Origin of the sequence: Bacillus sp. FSL W8-0116, assembly GCF_038003825.1 — a bacterium.
Taxonomy (GTDB): domain Bacteria; phylum Bacillota; class Bacilli; order Bacillales; family DSM-4216; genus Bacillus_O; species Bacillus_O smithii.
Genome location: NZ_JBBOPY010000001.1, coordinates 2,374,841 through 2,390,164, shown reverse-complemented (window position 1 = coordinate 2,390,164; position 15,324 = coordinate 2,374,841). Strand labels below are relative to the sequence as shown.

General features: G+C 43.2%; 14 protein-coding genes. 1 reads left to right on the top strand and 13 read right to left on the bottom strand.

The genetic code is table 11. The annotated features are described in order from the left end of the window. Positions 1-78: 78 nt before the first annotated feature. The 5 genes from N1I86_RS11355 to N1I86_RS11335 all read right to left on the bottom strand — a co-directional run bounded on the left by N1I86_RS11355 (position 79) and on the right by N1I86_RS11335 (position 5,095). Entirely contained in the window at positions 79-798 is a 720-nt protein-coding gene (locus N1I86_RS11355) for a LutC/YkgG family protein (RefSeq protein ID WP_341096392.1), read from the bottom strand. Continuing rightward, positions 795-2,219, bottom strand: coding sequence for a LutB/LldF family L-lactate oxidation iron-sulfur protein (locus N1I86_RS11350; RefSeq protein WP_341096390.1), 1,425 nt, complete (start codon positions 2,217-2,219; stop codon positions 795-797). The genes N1I86_RS11355 and N1I86_RS11350 overlap by 4 nt, the downstream gene beginning before the upstream one ends. Before the next feature lie 20 nt (positions 2,220-2,239). After that, entirely contained in the window at positions 2,240-2,959 is a 720-nt protein-coding gene (locus N1I86_RS11345; RefSeq protein WP_003352507.1) for a (Fe-S)-binding protein, read from the bottom strand. A gap of 144 nt (positions 2,960-3,103) precedes the next feature. Continuing rightward, a complete protein-coding gene (locus tag N1I86_RS11340) occupies positions 3,104-3,982 on the bottom strand; it encodes an IS982-like element ISGsp1 family transposase (RefSeq protein WP_004439648.1) in 879 nt (292 codons plus the stop codon). A 378-nt stretch (positions 3,983-4,360) separates the two neighbouring features. Beyond that, the gene (locus tag N1I86_RS11335) at positions 4,361-5,095 is read right to left on the bottom strand and encodes a FadR/GntR family transcriptional regulator (protein ID WP_048623943.1); all 735 of its coding nucleotides are present in this window, start codon (positions 5,093-5,095) and stop codon (positions 4,361-4,363) included. Positions 5,096-5,228: 133 nt separating this feature from the next. Between N1I86_RS11335 and N1I86_RS11330 the strand changes: the two genes are divergently transcribed. After that, positions 5,229-6,446, top strand: a complete 1,218-nt coding sequence (locus N1I86_RS11330; RefSeq protein WP_341096388.1) for an MFS transporter — start codon at positions 5,229-5,231, stop codon at positions 6,444-6,446. Positions 6,447-6,507: 61 nt separating this feature from the next. On the opposite strand, the gene rodA is transcribed toward N1I86_RS11330, so the two are convergent. From rodA to N1I86_RS11290, 8 genes are all read right to left on the bottom strand, one after another. Beyond that, positions 6,508-7,677 (bottom strand): rod shape-determining protein RodA, encoded by a 1,170-nt coding sequence (gene rodA, locus N1I86_RS11325; RefSeq protein ID WP_341096384.1) that lies wholly within the window; start codon positions 7,675-7,677, stop codon positions 6,508-6,510. A 1,404-nt stretch (positions 7,678-9,081) separates the two neighbouring features. After that, positions 9,082-9,708 carry a nitroreductase family protein gene (locus N1I86_RS11320; RefSeq protein WP_003352513.1) on the bottom strand — a complete coding sequence of 209 codons (627 nt, stop codon included), beginning with the start codon at positions 9,706-9,708 and terminating at the stop codon, positions 9,082-9,084. A gap of 226 nt (positions 9,709-9,934) precedes the next feature. After that, positions 9,935-10,558 carry a sterol desaturase family protein gene (locus N1I86_RS11315; protein ID WP_341096383.1) on the bottom strand — a complete coding sequence of 208 codons (624 nt, stop codon included), beginning with the start codon at positions 10,556-10,558 and terminating at the stop codon, positions 9,935-9,937. Between the two features lie 216 nt (positions 10,559-10,774). Beyond that, entirely contained in the window at positions 10,775-11,239 is a 465-nt protein-coding gene (locus N1I86_RS11310; protein WP_341096382.1) for a hypothetical protein, read from the bottom strand. A 404-nt stretch (positions 11,240-11,643) separates the two neighbouring features. Beyond that, the gene (locus N1I86_RS11305; RefSeq protein WP_003352517.1) at positions 11,644-13,185 is read right to left on the bottom strand and encodes an acyl-CoA carboxylase subunit beta; all 1,542 of its coding nucleotides are present in this window, start codon (positions 13,183-13,185) and stop codon (positions 11,644-11,646) included. Positions 13,186-13,199: 14 nt separating this feature from the next. Beyond that, entirely contained in the window at positions 13,200-13,976 is a 777-nt protein-coding gene (locus N1I86_RS11300; RefSeq protein WP_003352518.1) for an enoyl-CoA hydratase, read from the bottom strand. 7 nt (positions 13,977-13,983) lie between these two features. Next, positions 13,984-14,898 (bottom strand): hydroxymethylglutaryl-CoA lyase, encoded by a 915-nt coding sequence (locus tag N1I86_RS11295; protein ID WP_003352519.1) that lies wholly within the window; start codon positions 14,896-14,898, stop codon positions 13,984-13,986. A gap of 7 nt (positions 14,899-14,905) precedes the next feature. After that, the gene (locus N1I86_RS11290) at positions 14,906-15,118 is read right to left on the bottom strand and encodes an acetyl-CoA carboxylase biotin carboxyl carrier protein subunit (protein WP_341096381.1); all 213 of its coding nucleotides are present in this window, start codon (positions 15,116-15,118) and stop codon (positions 14,906-14,908) included. Positions 15,119-15,324: the final 206 nt, after the last annotated feature.

Below are 15,324 nucleotides of genomic sequence, written 5' to 3'. Positions count from 1 at the left end.
AAAGAGGCCTAAAGAAAGAGCCTGACCTCTTCCTCTGAATAAATACCATTTGGAGAGGAGAGGACAGGCTCTAATGCTTTACCGGTCGCTGATGAAAATATACGTAGCCTTCACTGGTCCGTGGACTCCATAAACCGTGCTTAACTCGATATCGGCAGAGTTGCTCGGACCGGTAATAAATTGAATGCAAGAAGGAATGGCTTCACCTTTTTTGATTTTTTCACGGATGATTTGAGCGGCCTGTGTCATTCTTGGGACAAGAGTGCTTTGCGGGATCAAAGCAATAAAGTGTTTCGGCAGCAATGTCATGGACCGTCCTTTGTTCTTTCCCGTAAACAATACGACCGTCCCGGATTCCGCCAGCGTGATATCGCTAAAGACGATCGACACATTGGCTTTCTCGCTTAAACGGATGTTTTCTCCCCCTAGATCATCATTCCAAACATGGACCAATATCTGTTCATGCGGCCATTCTTTTTCTACCAAGTCGGTGAGGCCGTATTCGGCATAGCGCTCATCTTTCCAAACGGATACGGGCCCTCCTCCGTATGATCGAACAGCTGTTTTGACTTGTTCAGCAAGATGATCTGCCGTTGTTTCCATAAATTGAACATGGATATTCGAACATTGACTGGCCAAAACCGAAACAAGCTCATCTCGGGTAGCTGTTTTCAGCACTTCATATTGTGGCGTATGCTTGTAAGACGGACGATGCACCCCCTTCGTTATCGGATTTCGCCCCAATTTTTCAGCTATATTTTCCAAAAACGAGGTTCGATTTTGAATCATTCCCGTCATGATTGCTTCCCACCTTCCCGATTTTTAAACCAATCTCGGAAACGTTCTTTCTCAGGAGCCGGAAATTCACGTATTTTCGTCCATGCCTTTAACGGTCCGGGCCCTTTGGAAATACGCGCGTTTTTTATGAACGGTTTCAAAGCAGAATGAGCCGCTCTCGATCCCAAACCATACAACATATCGGAGGAAGCTCCCAGCCCGAAGGCTTTCATCATGATTTTTTCCGAAAAAGGCGCTTTCCCTTCTCTTTCCACAATGACTTGCCGATGTTTCAGAAGCAGCTCATGCAAAGGAATTTTCACGGGGCATGCTTCTGTACAAGCTCCGCACAGCGAGGAAGCATAGGGAAGTTCTTTATATTCCTCATATCCGCCCAATAGCGGGGAAAGAACGGCGCCAATCGGTCCGGGATAGATGGAGCCGTAAGAATGTCCACCGATATGTCGATACACCGGACATACATTGATACAAGCAGCGCAGCGAATGCACTGAAGCACCGGCTGAAATTCCGTTCCTAAAATATCCGATCGACCATTATCCACGATGACAAGATGAAATTCCTCCGGTCCATCCGCTTCACCTTCTTCTCTCGGACCCGTAATGGCCGTCACATAGCTGGTTAGCTTATGTCCAACGGCACTTCGGCAAAGCAGACTTACAAGAACTTCCATTTCCTCGAAAGTTGGAACAATTCGTTCCATTCCCATCACGGCAATATGAGTTTTGGGAATAGACATGACAAGGTCAGCGTTTCCTTCATTCGTCACGAGGGTAATCGAACCCGTTTCGGCAATCGCAAAATTGCATCCGGTAATCCCTACATCGGCTGTTAAAAACTCGTTTCGAAGATGTTTTCTTACAAAAGCGGTGATTTCCTCAGGCTTTTCCGTATTGGAATAATGAAGCTTTTCTTTGAATACTTCCCGAATTTGATTCTTATTTTTATGAAGAGCCGGAGCGACGATATGGGATGGGTGATCTTCGTCCACTTGCAAAATGTACTCGCCGAGATCCGTCTCTATCACTTCGCAGCCCGCTTCTTCCAAATATGAATTTAAATTAATTTCTTCCGTGACCATCGACTTGGATTTCACCACTTTTTTAGCCTTTTTCTTCTGAACCACTTCTTTTACGTATTGAGAAGCTTCTTCCGACGTTCGGGCAAAAAAGACATGACCGCCTCTTTTCGCTACATTTTCGCTTAATTCATAAAGATAATAATCTAAATGATTTAATACATGCTGACGAATTTCCTCTCCTAAAGAACGCCATTCTTCCCAATTTCCAAGTTGTTCCGCTTCATCCAGACGTTTTATGCGAAGCCGTTCTTGAGCGCCACGAACCGCGCCGCGCATAAACTCATTATTCAGTTCCTCATGAACACGTTCTTTAAAGTCTCCCACTCCAATTTTGATCGACAAGATTTCTCCCCTCTTTTCTTTTACCCTCTATGGTTTAAGACTTCCGCAATATGCATGACTCGAATCGGTTTTCCTTGACGTTCCATACGTCCCCCGATATTCATCAAACAACCGCAATCAGCGCTGATCAAATAATCCGCACCCGTGCTTTCCACATTTGAAACTTTTTCATCGACCATTTGCTCGGAGATCGGTCCCATCTTGACTGAAAACGTTCCACCAAATCCGCAGCACAAATGAGCGCCCGGCAACGGTGTAAATTCCAGTCCTTTCACGTTACGCAATAACTTTATCGGCGCTTCCTTCACCCCCAAAAGACGGGTCATATGACAGGAAGTATGATAAGTGGCTTTCCCTTCCATTTTCGCTCCCACATCTTCGACACCAAGAACTTCGACAATAAATTGTGTCAATTCGTATGTTTTATCGGCCAATTCTCTTGCCTTTGGCTCCCATATTGGATCGTCCTTAAAAATATGAGGATATTCCTTAAACATAAAAGCGCATGAACCAGACGGAGCGACAACATACTCTGAATGTTCAAACGTCTTAATCATATGTTTCATGGCATCCTTCGTTTCTTCAACATACCCGCTGTTGTATGAGGGCTGGCCGCAGCAAATCTGACTTTCCGGAAAATCAACTTCACATCCTAAATGTTCCAGCAATTCTACCGTTGCTTTTCCTACATTCGTCTTAAACAGATCGACCAGACAAGTAACAAATAAACTGACTTTCAATGGTTCCACCTTCTTTTTCTATCGCTTCTTTAAAGAACTGGTCATCTGATGACCTTATGATATATAGTATATCATACTATAATTATGTCAAAATCAGTACAATATTCAAAAAAATTTTTAATTACCCGTGGTGCTAGTTGAGTGTCAGCGCTCAACCAGCCCTAGTGTGACCAAGGAATAAGCCAACAAGATGCCATCGAGTGCCACTTCAAACCCGGCCATGGAATTCGCTCGAATGTCGGTGATCCGGTATTGGTCTACGAGAATCGAAAACACCGTCTCGATGACTTTGCGTTTTTTCCTGATCCATTCTTCCCATGCCTTGGATGGGCCGTGCTTTTGATTGTGTCGAGACGGTGTCCAGAACGCGGCTTGGTGTTCTTCGTACAGCTTTTCTCGAAGAGCGTGGCTGATGTACCCTTTGTCCCCAAAGTTGTAGGGATGAGGGATTTGAGTCATCACCGTTTCAGCGGCTTTGACGTCGTGGCAGGACGCTTCCGTCACGACATAGCCCATGGCCAGCCCTTGATTGGTCACTTGAAGATGCAGCTTGAAACCGTAGTACCATTGCTTTTTGGAAGCACAATACCCCATATCCGCGATCCCTCGAAACCGCTTGACGCGCTGCATTCTTGCGGGATGGCACAACGGAAGAGGCAAGCTGTCGACGACCGCATAAGCATGGTGTTGGCCACGTTTCGCCAGCTCATGACGGATCCATTTGATGGCGAAACCAAGCGCCCGGCAGCGGCGGTTGTATCGGGAGCGTTCAAGAAACGAGCCGTTTGTGAACAAATTTCCCGTGACAAAACGATGCCAGGCTCGTTCGGAAGAAAAGCCCAGCAGCTTCCCCAAAAGGTGAACCGCCATGACCACTTCGTCTTCTTGCTTGACCAAGTGACGGTTGCGGCGATGAAGATACATTTGAATCAACGACAGTTGGGCAGAAACAAAACAGAAAATAGCGGCATATTGTTTTTGAAGTTTGGCTGGATCTGTAGTAAAATGAAAGTGCTCTTGCATGGGGGATCTCTCCTTTCGAATGTTGGGTGACACTTTCATTCTACTGGAGATCCGCCAGCAAGGGCTATTTTTATGCTTGTCTGAGTTTTATCTAGCACCACGGGTTTTTAATTCTTTCAAGGACAATCCATAAGATCAAAATTGAGTCGGGGCAAGAAAAATGATAAGAGTTGTCTTATAAAGGGGCTTTTTATGGCTTTCATGGCCAAAATATATGTATAATGATGACTCCACAAGCACGCCATGGAAGATGACAGGTAGTTCATTTCCCGCTGCTGCTTTCTAATCAAAGCCCGATACTACCTTTTATCTTCCATGTCAATGCCCTATCATCACAAACTTATAACAATATTTTTATATGTAAAAGGCTTGCCCTTTTCACATTTCGTTTTTCTTCTTCTCATCAGCAAAGGCTTCCATCAAGACTTGCTCTACACCTTCTAAATGCTTTAGCATCGCTTTTCGTGCGGCTTCCTTATCACGTTCGACAATAGCCTGATAGATTCTTTCATGTTCCTCGTTTAATTTCTCCATTGTAGCGTCCTCAGAATAAAGGAGCAACCGGCGAGTCTCTTTCATCGCTTCTGCCATTAAGTCGGAAACATGGTGCATTAATCGAACAAGCAAATGATTTTGCGTAGCTTTAGCAATGGCCATATGAAAGTCTAAATCCGCCTTTTCACCCAATTCCTCATTCCCCACCGCTTTTTTCATTTCGGCTAAGGTCTCGCCAATTTGGCGCAAATCGCTGTCTGTCCGCTTAACAGCGGCGGCGGCGACTATTCCGGTTTCCAAAATTTTTCTCATTTCCAGCAATTGCTCAATCTGTTCATCACTCATTAAATACGCTTGCGAAAGAGGGTACATAATGCCATCCGGATTGAATTCTTTCACAAACGTGCCCTCTCCCTGCCTCATTTCTACGACACCCATTGCGCGCAGAGAAGTAAGCGCCTCGCGAATGGCGGAGCGCCCCACTTGAAAGTTTTCGGCTAATGCCTGAACCGATTGTAATTTATCACCCGGTTTTAACTCACCGTTGCGGATCATTTCTAAAAGGACATTCGCCACTTCTTCATATATTTTTTTCGGCTTTATTTTTTTAAACTCCAAAATTGTTTCCTCCCGTTGTATCTTTGCTATTTTCATTATATTATCTTTTTCCAATCAAAGTGGAAAATTTGAGTTACAATAATAGAGAAACCTGGAACAGATTGGTGTTCCAAATGCAAAGGGTGTAAAAACAATGGAATATATCGAAAAGGGGAGCAAATTATATTCAAAAACGATTCTCTCCCTGTTTTTAGGAAGTTTTGTTACATTCGCCGTGATGTATAGCGTCCAACCGTTGATCTCCACTTTTTCAAAAGAATTTGATGTAAGTCCGGCTCGAGCAAGTCTGTCTCTTTCCCTTACAACCGGCTTGTTGGCTGTTTCGATGATTCTCGTTTCCGCCTTATCCGATGCAGTCGGAAGAAAAAAAATCATGGTGGCCTCTTTGCTGTTTTCTTCCATTTGTGCAGCCGTCACAGCTTTCAGTCAAAATTTTTGGTTTTTATTAACGGCAAGAGCGATTATGGGCATTGCCTTAGCGGGATTTCCAAGCATTGCGATGACCTATATCAATGAAGAATTCCACCCTAAAAACCTAGGCACTGCAATGGGGATGTACGTAAGCGGAACATCCATCGGCGGTATGGTTTCCCGCGTGGTCGTAGATGCTCTGACGGATTGGTTTTCTTGGCATGTTGCTTTAAGCGCCATCGCCTTCCTGTCTCTTCTTGTCAGTGCTTGGTTTTGGAAGTCCCTTCCGGATTCCCGTCATTTTCATGCTCAAAAAGCCAGTTTAAGAAAGCTGTTTTCCTCTCTTGACCAAAGTTTAAGAGACCCCGGACTGCTTTGTCTTTACAGTCTGGGCTTCCTGTTAATGGGAAGTTTTGTTACATTATATAACTATATCGACTATCCGTTAATGGGTGAACCTTACCATTTGAGCCAAACGATTGTCGGACTTATTTTTTTCATATACTTGGTAGGGACATTCAGTTCTACATTTATGGGACGAATGGCCGATCGGTTTGGCAAGCCAAAAGCTCTTGTCGCAAGCATTGCCATTATGCTTCTCGGGGGAATTGTGACGATCAACAGTATACTGGTGGTTAAGCTCGTGGGCGTGGCCTTGTTTACATTTGGATTTTTTGGCGGACATTCGATCGCGAGCGGATGGGTTGGCCAAAGAGTTCTAAACTTTAAAGCTCAAGCATCGTCTTTATATTTGTTGTTTTATTATACTGGCTCAAGCATCGTCGGTACAACGGGCGGCACATTTTGGAGCCGATTCGGATGGATCGGGGTGATCGGGTTAATTGCTTCACTGCTCGTCCTCTCGCTCATTATTGCGGAAATTCTTCCGTTATTGAAAATAAAAAGAAAACTGGACACGACTCATCACAAAGGATACTAGGACGACGAAAAAAGGCGTTTTCCAAGATTCGAAGACCTTGGAAAACGCCTTTTTTCAAAATCTAATAGGAAGAAAACATAAATCTTCTTTCATGGTAATACACAGAAAAAACCAGACCTATCGCCAGCATATTTCCCATTAACGAACTTCCTCCATAACTAATAAATGGAAGAGGGATCCCTGTTATTGGAAGAAGCCCGACAGTCATTCCAATGTTTTGGAACACATGGAAAGTAATCATGGAAATAATGCCGGCGCACATATAAGAATAAAACGGATTTTTCGTTTGAAGCGCTATTTTCGTCAAATGGTAAACGAGCAAGAAAAACAAGCTGATGACTACACTAGCGCCCAGAAACCCGAATTCTTCGCCAATAATACTGAATATAAAATCAGTGTGACTTTCAGGCAAATAAATATCCCGCTGGCCGAAACCCTTTCCCAATGTTTGTCCTGAGCCGATGGCCAACAGGGAACGGGTTAGATGATATCCGGACGAACTTTGATAATTGTAAGGATCCAACCAAGAATAGATCCGCCCAAACTGGTACTGTTTAACTCCCAAATATTTTTCCAATATTTTCGGATGCCACAGCACCATATAGAAAATACCAACGATCAATACAGCAGCTGAACCGAATAAAGGAACTAAGATTTTCCACGTAATTCCTGAGACAAAAATCATTCCAAGCAGGATCGCAATTAACACGAGCGATGTTCCCAAATCGGGCTGCTGCATCACAAGAAAAAGCGGCAGCAAGGTAGCCAACCCCATCTTGATCAAGAGCCAAAAATCCGATTCGATTGTTTTTACGGGATTTTTTTGATGGTGCTCAACCATGATTCTAGACAACACAAGAATCAAAAACACTTTTTCAAATTCGGACGGCTGCAACGAACCCATGGCAGGAACTTTGTACCAGCTTTTTGCCCCATTGATGACGGGAGCGATGCTGGCAGGCGCCACGATTAAAAAAGCCAACAGCAATATTCCTAAACCATAAGTAAACCATGAAAGCTTCATCCATTGATCGGCATCGACGCGGATTACTAACGCAATGATGCCAATCCCGACACCATACCACATGATTTGTTTGACAACGAAATTTTCTTTATATTGACCAGTTGACTGCGCACTGTAAATCGCAACTAAACTAGTGATCAACAACAACAGCAAAATGAATACAAGACCATAATCAATACGGCTTTGCGATTGATTTTGAGAAGTCATCCATGTCTCCTCTTCCCATAGAAAATTACAATATACCTCTAACATTATACCTTTTCAAGTAAATTTCACAATAGAAAAATGTTTCAAATCCAACAGTTTTGAAGATAAACAACGAAAGTCTCTCTCCATAATGACAACATGAGTAATAAAAAGCATTTTAAAAACAATGTTTCAGCTATTTTTAAACTTATACAAAATCATGATCCGGATGGTGATTGCATCCATTTCTTTTTGATTTCATTTCAAGTTTGTTGCATGTCCGATTTCCCGCTTTTTATGATAGCACATAACGTGAATTTGCTGAACTATGACTAAGTGACTTCTTTTTGAGAAAGAAAAATGATCATGAAATTATGGGATCACGGCCTATAAATTATGCTCTTTTTCCAAAATAAGCCGAAATTTCGAATGTACTTTCATTTGAAATGGATATAAATATTCAAAACAGGGATGACAATCATGATGAGGATGCCAAATGCTTGAGGTATAAACGCTCTCTAGAGGTCTAAAGCTTTGCCATGACTGTTTCGCCGATTTTCATAGTTTAGAAAAGAGACTACATGTCCTTTCAAGCGGAATAAAAAGAAATTTCCACCTGTGGGACCTTTGAGCCCACTGATCGTTAGATGAACAAAGAAGGCGATTAGGGAGTGCTCCTTCATTTAAGAACAGTTGCTGTCCTGCTTGTCTTGAAGAAGAGAACTGACTGTCCTTGATGGGGAATCGAGTAGGAGGGAGCGATTAACTCCCGTCCTCTCACACCACCGTACGTACGGTTCCGTATACGGCGGTTCAATTAAGATAATTGACGCAAGTCTTTATAACTTCCGTGAATAGCTGTTCTCTTTATGCCAGTGGTCACTCCACCCTCCAAGAGGTCTCCCACGGGATTCACCGCTTCCTCCCTCAAGTGAGGTACTACGTTTTCTGTGTTCATCATGACTCACTGAATACCAAGGGCTATTCTCTCTTCATTGTTCGGTCCTTCTTAGTTGTTCTAGACCAACTAATACTATGACCTCTGCTGACTTCTGACGGTTCAGCTACTTATCACTAAGTAGGTTATGAAGAGTACTTCACCTATCCGCCAGACCTCCCCGGGTAAGTACATGCACTTTCACACCATCTATCCGCCTCATTTACTCGATATGACCTTCGACAGAAAGAGCTTTGTTTTGTTATGCAAACTCACTCCATCATACCTAGCCTTATATGAGGTTCGTGTTCCTCGGACCGGTGTTTTGCCTCCAGCTTCCTTCAGATTCCGCGTCACCACGGACACCCTTGCTCTTGGCTAATCTCTACTTCTATCTTCGGGGTTCGGGACTTACACCCTATAGTTCATGTACATGCCGGGCGCACATAAAAAGTCTTCCCCCGTTATTCTGTCGGGGGGGAAGACTTTTATAAGAATCGAACGATATCTTCAACAGGAATTCTTGTTGTTTTGTAAGCAGGCGCAGCCGCTTTTCCTAAGGCAATTAACACCGTTGGAACGAAGCGATCGGAAATGTTAAATCTTTCAACGAATTGTTTTTTATTAAAACCGCCCATCGGAACCGTGTCATAGCCACGAGCCTTCGCAATCAGCATGATTTGCATGGAAACAAGGCCGGCGTCAAATGAAGCTATATTTTTCCGGTCTTCCGCAGACAGAGATGGATAAAGTTTGTTAATGTTTTCGATCATGAGTCTCATTCTCTCTTCATCCATATAACCTGCTTCATAGTTGCTTCGATACACTTTTTCGGCGTTTTTATACATTTCCGTATCGCCTAAAACCGCAATGACGGCTGAGCATGTTTCTACTTGTTCTTGGTTATTGGCGATGGCGCGGAGCTCTTTTTTCGTTTCTTGATCTTGAATAACAAGAAAGCGCCATGGTTGAAGATTACTGGACGAAGGGGCCAAAGTGGCTTCCTTTAAAATTTCTTCAATTTCTTCCTTCGCAATTTTATAATTAGGATCATATTTTCTGACGGAATGGCGTTCTTTTATAACGGTAGATAAATCTGTAGAATGACTTGCCATATTTCTTCCCTCCATGATCAAATTACTTACTTTAAGTAAGCACTGTTAAAAGTTTATCTTTCATAATAGATCACGTCAAGAAGGAGATTTTATGATCATTAAAAAAGGAAAAAGGAGCCAACTAAATAGTCAGCCCCTGGTTATTTCAAATCATAGCGTCTCCGAACAGAAAAGACCTTTCGATGCCATGAAAAATGATCATGGTGAAAGCTTGTTTCCGAAGAAATTATTTTATAACGGTTGCTCGGCTGCGGCTCATTCGTCGTGAAGATTGTTTTTGGGCCTGTTTCTTCGGGTTGCGGTACGTTCCCAACAGCAAATCCATCAGCGGATTCGTTAGGCCAAACCAATATTTTTTGTTAATGGTGTGATGCTGCAAGTGATAGACTTTCAGCCGCTTGCCGATAGGGGTGAAAGGCTCAATGGGACGATGAGCGGAAAAATGCCTCCATTGATGATAAAGCAGCGTTCCCGAAACGCCCGTGACAAATGCGATGGAAAATGTGATATCCCGCATGATCAATTGAGCGGCGAGAACCAGAAGCAAAAGTATTGGAAGAGTCAGCCAAGCAGGCAGCAAAATCCCTTTTAGCTCGCTCGGATGTTGATGATGATGATCATGCCAGTCTTTTACAGGTTGTAAAAATTTTATTTTTTTCGGCAAAGACCCATGAAAAAGAAAACGATGAATAACATATTCCATAATACCGAAAAATATGATTCCAATTAAAAAAATAAATAAAAGAGGCCAGCGAATATAAAAGACCGATAAACTCAATCCGAGAAATAAGAATAAGCCTAAACCAATCATTTCCGTTGTATTCCAAAATTCACGGACATACTTGAACATATTTGGTCGTCCCCCCTCCTTTATTTTTTTGTCAATAACTTGCTTTTTTCTATATATAATATTCAATGAATTGATGAGTGATGTCTATTATAGACTCTTTTCTTCCATCGATTCAGAGTCCAAAAAATGAATCGCTCCATTTGGTGTTTCAACGCGGCCACGATTCTGTTTCATTTTCTTAAATCTAGACGTATTTTTTCCAAAGAAAAACATTCATCACTTGTTTGAATTTGAATCAGTTCCCCAAGTATTGTATGATTTTGCTTCTTTTGGAATCGGTTTAAAGCGGAAATACCATAACCCATTTTTTTGACTTATGTTCACTGGTTGAGTGAAAACAGGGACGGGCAGTGGAATATGCTGCTCATTGGGAATAACTCTTCGCTTTTTTACAAAGTAGACAGGTTCTTTCTTCTTTTTCCATAAGGCGGTTTTTGTCTTTATCAGTAAATTTTGATGGTCCATCCACATTGGAAACTCATGTTGATCCAGACAGGGGAGTTCCAGTTCCAGAACAAGGAAATCGTTCCATTGATAAAGATTATAGTTCATTTTCTCTTCTTTATCTGAATACCCATCTTCTCGACCAGGTTTTCTCGAATGAAACACGGATTTCCAAAAAGAATCATTCTGGACCTTGTGCGCGAAATCCAGCCGTTTTTTCCATTTTTCCATCTTCATTCTCATCTCCCCTTAAAAACAAAATGCCTTTTATTCATTTTCTGCCATGATCGGCTTCCGTCTCCTATCATCACAAATTCATGAAAACACCATTGATTATCACACCATAACGGTAAACAGCCGTCTGCCTTTCCCAAATCCTTTTCGCTCGTTGATTTATCTTATTCAAAAAAGCGCCCAATGTTCATGTTCATAAAACATATGCTCAAATTGCTTTTCCAACTGTATGGAGGCCTTTCCCTCGTACAAAAAGTTCAGAAGAGCAATGGACGTTATCAAAAACTGTACGCACAAAAATAGCAGGGCCAGGTTAGTCCCCGCTTGTCAGTTTTGAAAATACGTTTTATCTAATAATATTTCGTCTGTGTACGGCTTTTTTTATCATCTGTCTTCGTCCTTTTGGATCAGACAGGGTAAACCGGGTGTTTCCGCTCAGAAAAAACTAGATATTTAGACATATAGACATCCAGACGTCGGGATAATTCTTCACGGAGTCGATTTGGCTCCACAATATCGTCCACGACTAACTCAGATGCCAACCGGTATATATCAATATCTTTTCGATATTCTTCACGCTTTGCTTCCACAAATGCCGTTCTTTCTTCCGATTCCATCGCTTCTATTTTATTGGCGTACACCGCGTTGACAGCGGCTTCCGGCCCCATCACCGCAATTTGGGCAGTCGGCAAAGCTAAACAACAGTCCGGTTCAAAAGCGGGACCTGCCATGGCATACAGGCCGGCTCCGTATGCTTTGCGGACAATCACGGTCATTTTTGGAACCGTTGCTTCGCTCATTGCCGCGATCATTTTGGCGCCGTGGCGAATAATCCCCGCTTTTTCTACATTCGTTCCAATCATGAAACCGGGAACGTCCGCCAAGAATAAAAGCGGAATATGGAAGGCGTCGCACAAATGAATGAACTTAGCGGCTTTGTCGGCAGAATCATGAAACAACACGCCGCCTTTTACACGCGGTTGATTAGCAATAATACCAATCGGCTGCCCTTCTAAACGAGCAAGACCCGTAATAAGTTCAGCCGCAAATCTTTTTTTGATTTCACAAAAAGAATCTTCATCCACAATGCGGTCAATAAGCTGATACATATCAAAAGGAGCGTTCTGGTTTTTTGGAATGATGTCTTCGATTGACTGATCAAAAGATTTGGGAGATTTTTTTTCGGCTCGTTTCGGCTTTTGCGTGTAATTGTCCGGAAAGTATGTTAAATATCGACGGGAAAACTCGATGGCTTCCTCTTCGTTTTTTACGAGCACATCACCGCAGCCCGAAACACTGCAATGCATTTTGGCTCCGCCCATTTGTTCAAGCGTCACTTTTTCGCCGATCACCATTTCCGCCATCCGCGGCGATCCTAAATACATGGAGGCATTTCCATCCACCATCACGACAATATCGCAAAAAGCGGGAATATAAGCGCCGCCAGCAGCCGAAGGGCCAAATAACAGACAGATTTGCGGAATTTTCCCTGAAAGTTTTACTTGATTGTAGAAGATTCTTCCCGCTCCTCTCCTTCCGGGAAACATCTCTATTTGGTCGGTAATTCGGGCTCCTGCGGAATCAACCAAATAAATGAGCGGACAGCGAAGCTTTTCTGCCGTTTCCTGAATTCGAATGATTTTTTCCACTGTTCTTTTGCCCCATGAACCAGCTTTCACAGTGGAATCATTGGCCATTACGCAAACAGTGCGTCCATGAATTTTTCCAATCGCCGTCACGACTCCGTCCGCCGGAAGGTCACCGGCAAGACAATTGGCAAATAGCCCGTCCTCCGCTATTATATCTTCGTCGAACAGAAGCTTGAGGCGGTCACGGACAAATAATTTCCCTTTCGCTTTATTTTTCTGATGGTATGTTTCATTCCCACCTTTTAGCACACCCTCTTTTATCTCATGATAGTTGGTAAGAGCTGCTTTTATTTCCGACATTTAGGGACCCTCCTTTATCTTCCCGTGTATCGGGGTTGTCTTTTTTCCTGAAACGCTTTGAGTCCTTCTATTCGGTCAGAACTATTTAAAAGAGCGTTATAAGCCAATTCTTCTATTTTTAAGCCTGTCATGATGTCCGTTTCCATCCCTTTGTTAACGGCTATTTTGGCTTGCCGCAAAGAAAGCGGAGCGTTTTCCACAAATTCTTTTGCCAGTTCAAAAGCCTTCTCCAGCACTCGTTCCGCTTCTACCGCGTATTCCACCAGTCCAAGTGTTTCGGCTTCTGCCCCTGAAATTTTACGAGCCGCAAAGATTAATTCTTTTGCTCTTCCTTTCCCGATTAATCTTGGAAGACGCTGAGTGCCTCCCGCACCGGGGATAATACCGAGAGAAGTCTCGGTCAATCCTAGTTTGGCATCTTGAGCAGCAATTCGAATATCGCATGCCAGCGCCAATTCCAAACCTCCTCCCATCGCAGCACCATTGATGGCGGCAATCGTCGGCTGAGGAACATTTTCCACTTCGTTGATGATGGAACGTATCTGTTGTACCGCCTGTTTCACTTCTTCTTCATCCATCCCTTTTCTTTCTTTCAAATCAGCGCCGGCACAGAAAAACGGACCGCTTCCCGTAATAATGACCGTTTGAATATCGTTCTGTCCTTTTATTGTTTGCAGCAGCTGTTTTAATTCACTGAGCAGCTGTTTTGACAAAGCATTAGCTGCTTCCGGGCGGTTTAAAATAATGATCGTTATCTTCTCCCTATGTTCCCATCGAACCATTTCATCCATCGCTTTTTCACTCCTTCCTCGTCCGTCTTGCCAACTCCATTTGTTTGCTTGACAACGGCTTTTCCAATTTTTCTTCTATAAAATGCGCCGCTTGAAGCAGACGATTCCGATCAATTCCCGTCTCAATCCCCATCCCCGTAAGCATGTAAAGCAAATCTTCCGTTGCGACATTTCCGGTAGCTCCTTCGGCATACGGACATCCCCCCAGCCCTCCGAGTGAACTGTCAAAAGTGGTTATCCCCATTTGCAAAGAAATGAGAACATTGGCTAACGCAGTCCCGCGAGTATCATGAAAATGCATCGCAAACTGATCCGCTTTATAAGATTTCAAAAGTTCTGAAAGCAAAGCTTCTACTTGCGACGGTACGCCAACGCCAATCGTATCGCCGAGAGAAATTTCATCCACACCCATTTCAAGAAGCCGATCTACCACCCTTTTGACTTGAGAAACCGGAATCTCCCCTTCATACGGACAAGCAATCACTGTGGATACGTATCCGCGCACCGTTTTTCCGGCAGATTTGGCTTCTGCCACGACTTCTTCTAAAACCGGAAAAGTTTCAGATATGGATTTGTTTATATTTTTTTGATTATGCGTTTCACTGGCTGACATAAACAGACAGACTTCGCCCACGTCCGCTTTCAACGCTCTTTCCAATCCTCTCAAGTTCGGAACAAGCGCTGCATACTTGACTCCTTCTTTTCTATGGATCTTGGAAAATACCTCTTCGGCATCGGCGAGCTGCGGAATCCATTTCGGGTTGACGAAAGAACTCACTTCAATCGAAACAAGCCCCGCCTCAGACAGCCGATTGATCCATTCCGCTTTGACATCGGAAGAAAGAATTTTATCTTCATTTTGGAGACCATCCCGGGGGCCAACTTCTTTAATGTGTACTTTCTTGGGCCATTTCAAAAACATCCCCTCCCTACTCCATTTCGATCAAATCGTCCCCTTCGTTGACAAAATCCCCCTCTTGAACATAAATGGCTTTTACGATTCCCTCTTCTTCTGAAGAAATGGGAATTTCCATTTTCATTGATTCGAGAATGATCACATCTTGACCTGATGTAATTTTCTCCCCCTCTGATACCAGTATTTTCCACACACTTCCGGCCATGCTCGCTTGAATGGCACTCATATTTTCATCCCCCTGACATCCTATTTCTCGTATTCTGCCAACAAATTATTGCCTCCTTTTCCATCATTTCTCGTCGTTACCCAATTTTCTATAGCAAACAGGAAAGGCGGCCTTTATCTTTATAGAAAATTCAGATATTTTTTCGTATACATCTTACTGATGGTCATAATGAAAAACTATGAAGGCAAGGTATGATTCTCCTTTTT

Excerpts from the sequence above, each read along its gene's own strand:
- N1I86_RS11355 (WP_341096392.1), bottom strand. The coding sequence starts at position 798 with ATGACGGGAATGATTCAAAATCGAACCTCGTTTTTGGAAAATATAGCT.
- N1I86_RS11340 (WP_004439648.1), bottom strand. The coding sequence starts at position 3,982 with ATGCAAGAGCACTTTCATTTTACTACAGATCCAGCCAAACTTCAAAAA.
- N1I86_RS11330 (WP_341096388.1), top strand. The coding sequence starts at position 5,229 with ATGGAATATATCGAAAAGGGGAGCAAATTATATTCAAAAACGATTCTC.
- rodA (WP_341096384.1), bottom strand. The coding sequence starts at position 7,677 with ATGACTTCTCAAAATCAATCGCAAAGCCGTATTGATTATGGTCTTGTA.
- N1I86_RS11320 (WP_003352513.1), bottom strand. The coding sequence starts at position 9,708 with ATGGCAAGTCATTCTACAGATTTATCTACCGTTATAAAAGAACGCCAT.
- N1I86_RS11315 (WP_341096383.1), bottom strand. The coding sequence starts at position 10,558 with ATGTTCAAGTATGTCCGTGAATTTTGGAATACAACGGAAATGATTGGT.
- N1I86_RS11310 (WP_341096382.1), bottom strand. The coding sequence starts at position 11,239 with ATGAAGATGGAAAAATGGAAAAAACGGCTGGATTTCGCGCACAAGGTC.
- N1I86_RS11305 (WP_003352517.1), bottom strand. The coding sequence starts at position 13,185 with ATGTCGGAAATAAAAGCAGCTCTTACCAACTATCATGAGATAAAAGAG.
- N1I86_RS11300 (WP_003352518.1), bottom strand. The coding sequence starts at position 13,976 with ATGGATGAAATGGTTCGATGGGAACATAGGGAGAAGATAACGATCATT.
- N1I86_RS11295 (WP_003352519.1), bottom strand. The coding sequence starts at position 14,898 with ATGTTTTTGAAATGGCCCAAGAAAGTACACATTAAAGAAGTTGGCCCC.
- N1I86_RS11290 (WP_341096381.1), bottom strand. The coding sequence starts at position 15,118 with ATGAGTGCCATTCAAGCGAGCATGGCCGGAAGTGTGTGGAAAATACTG.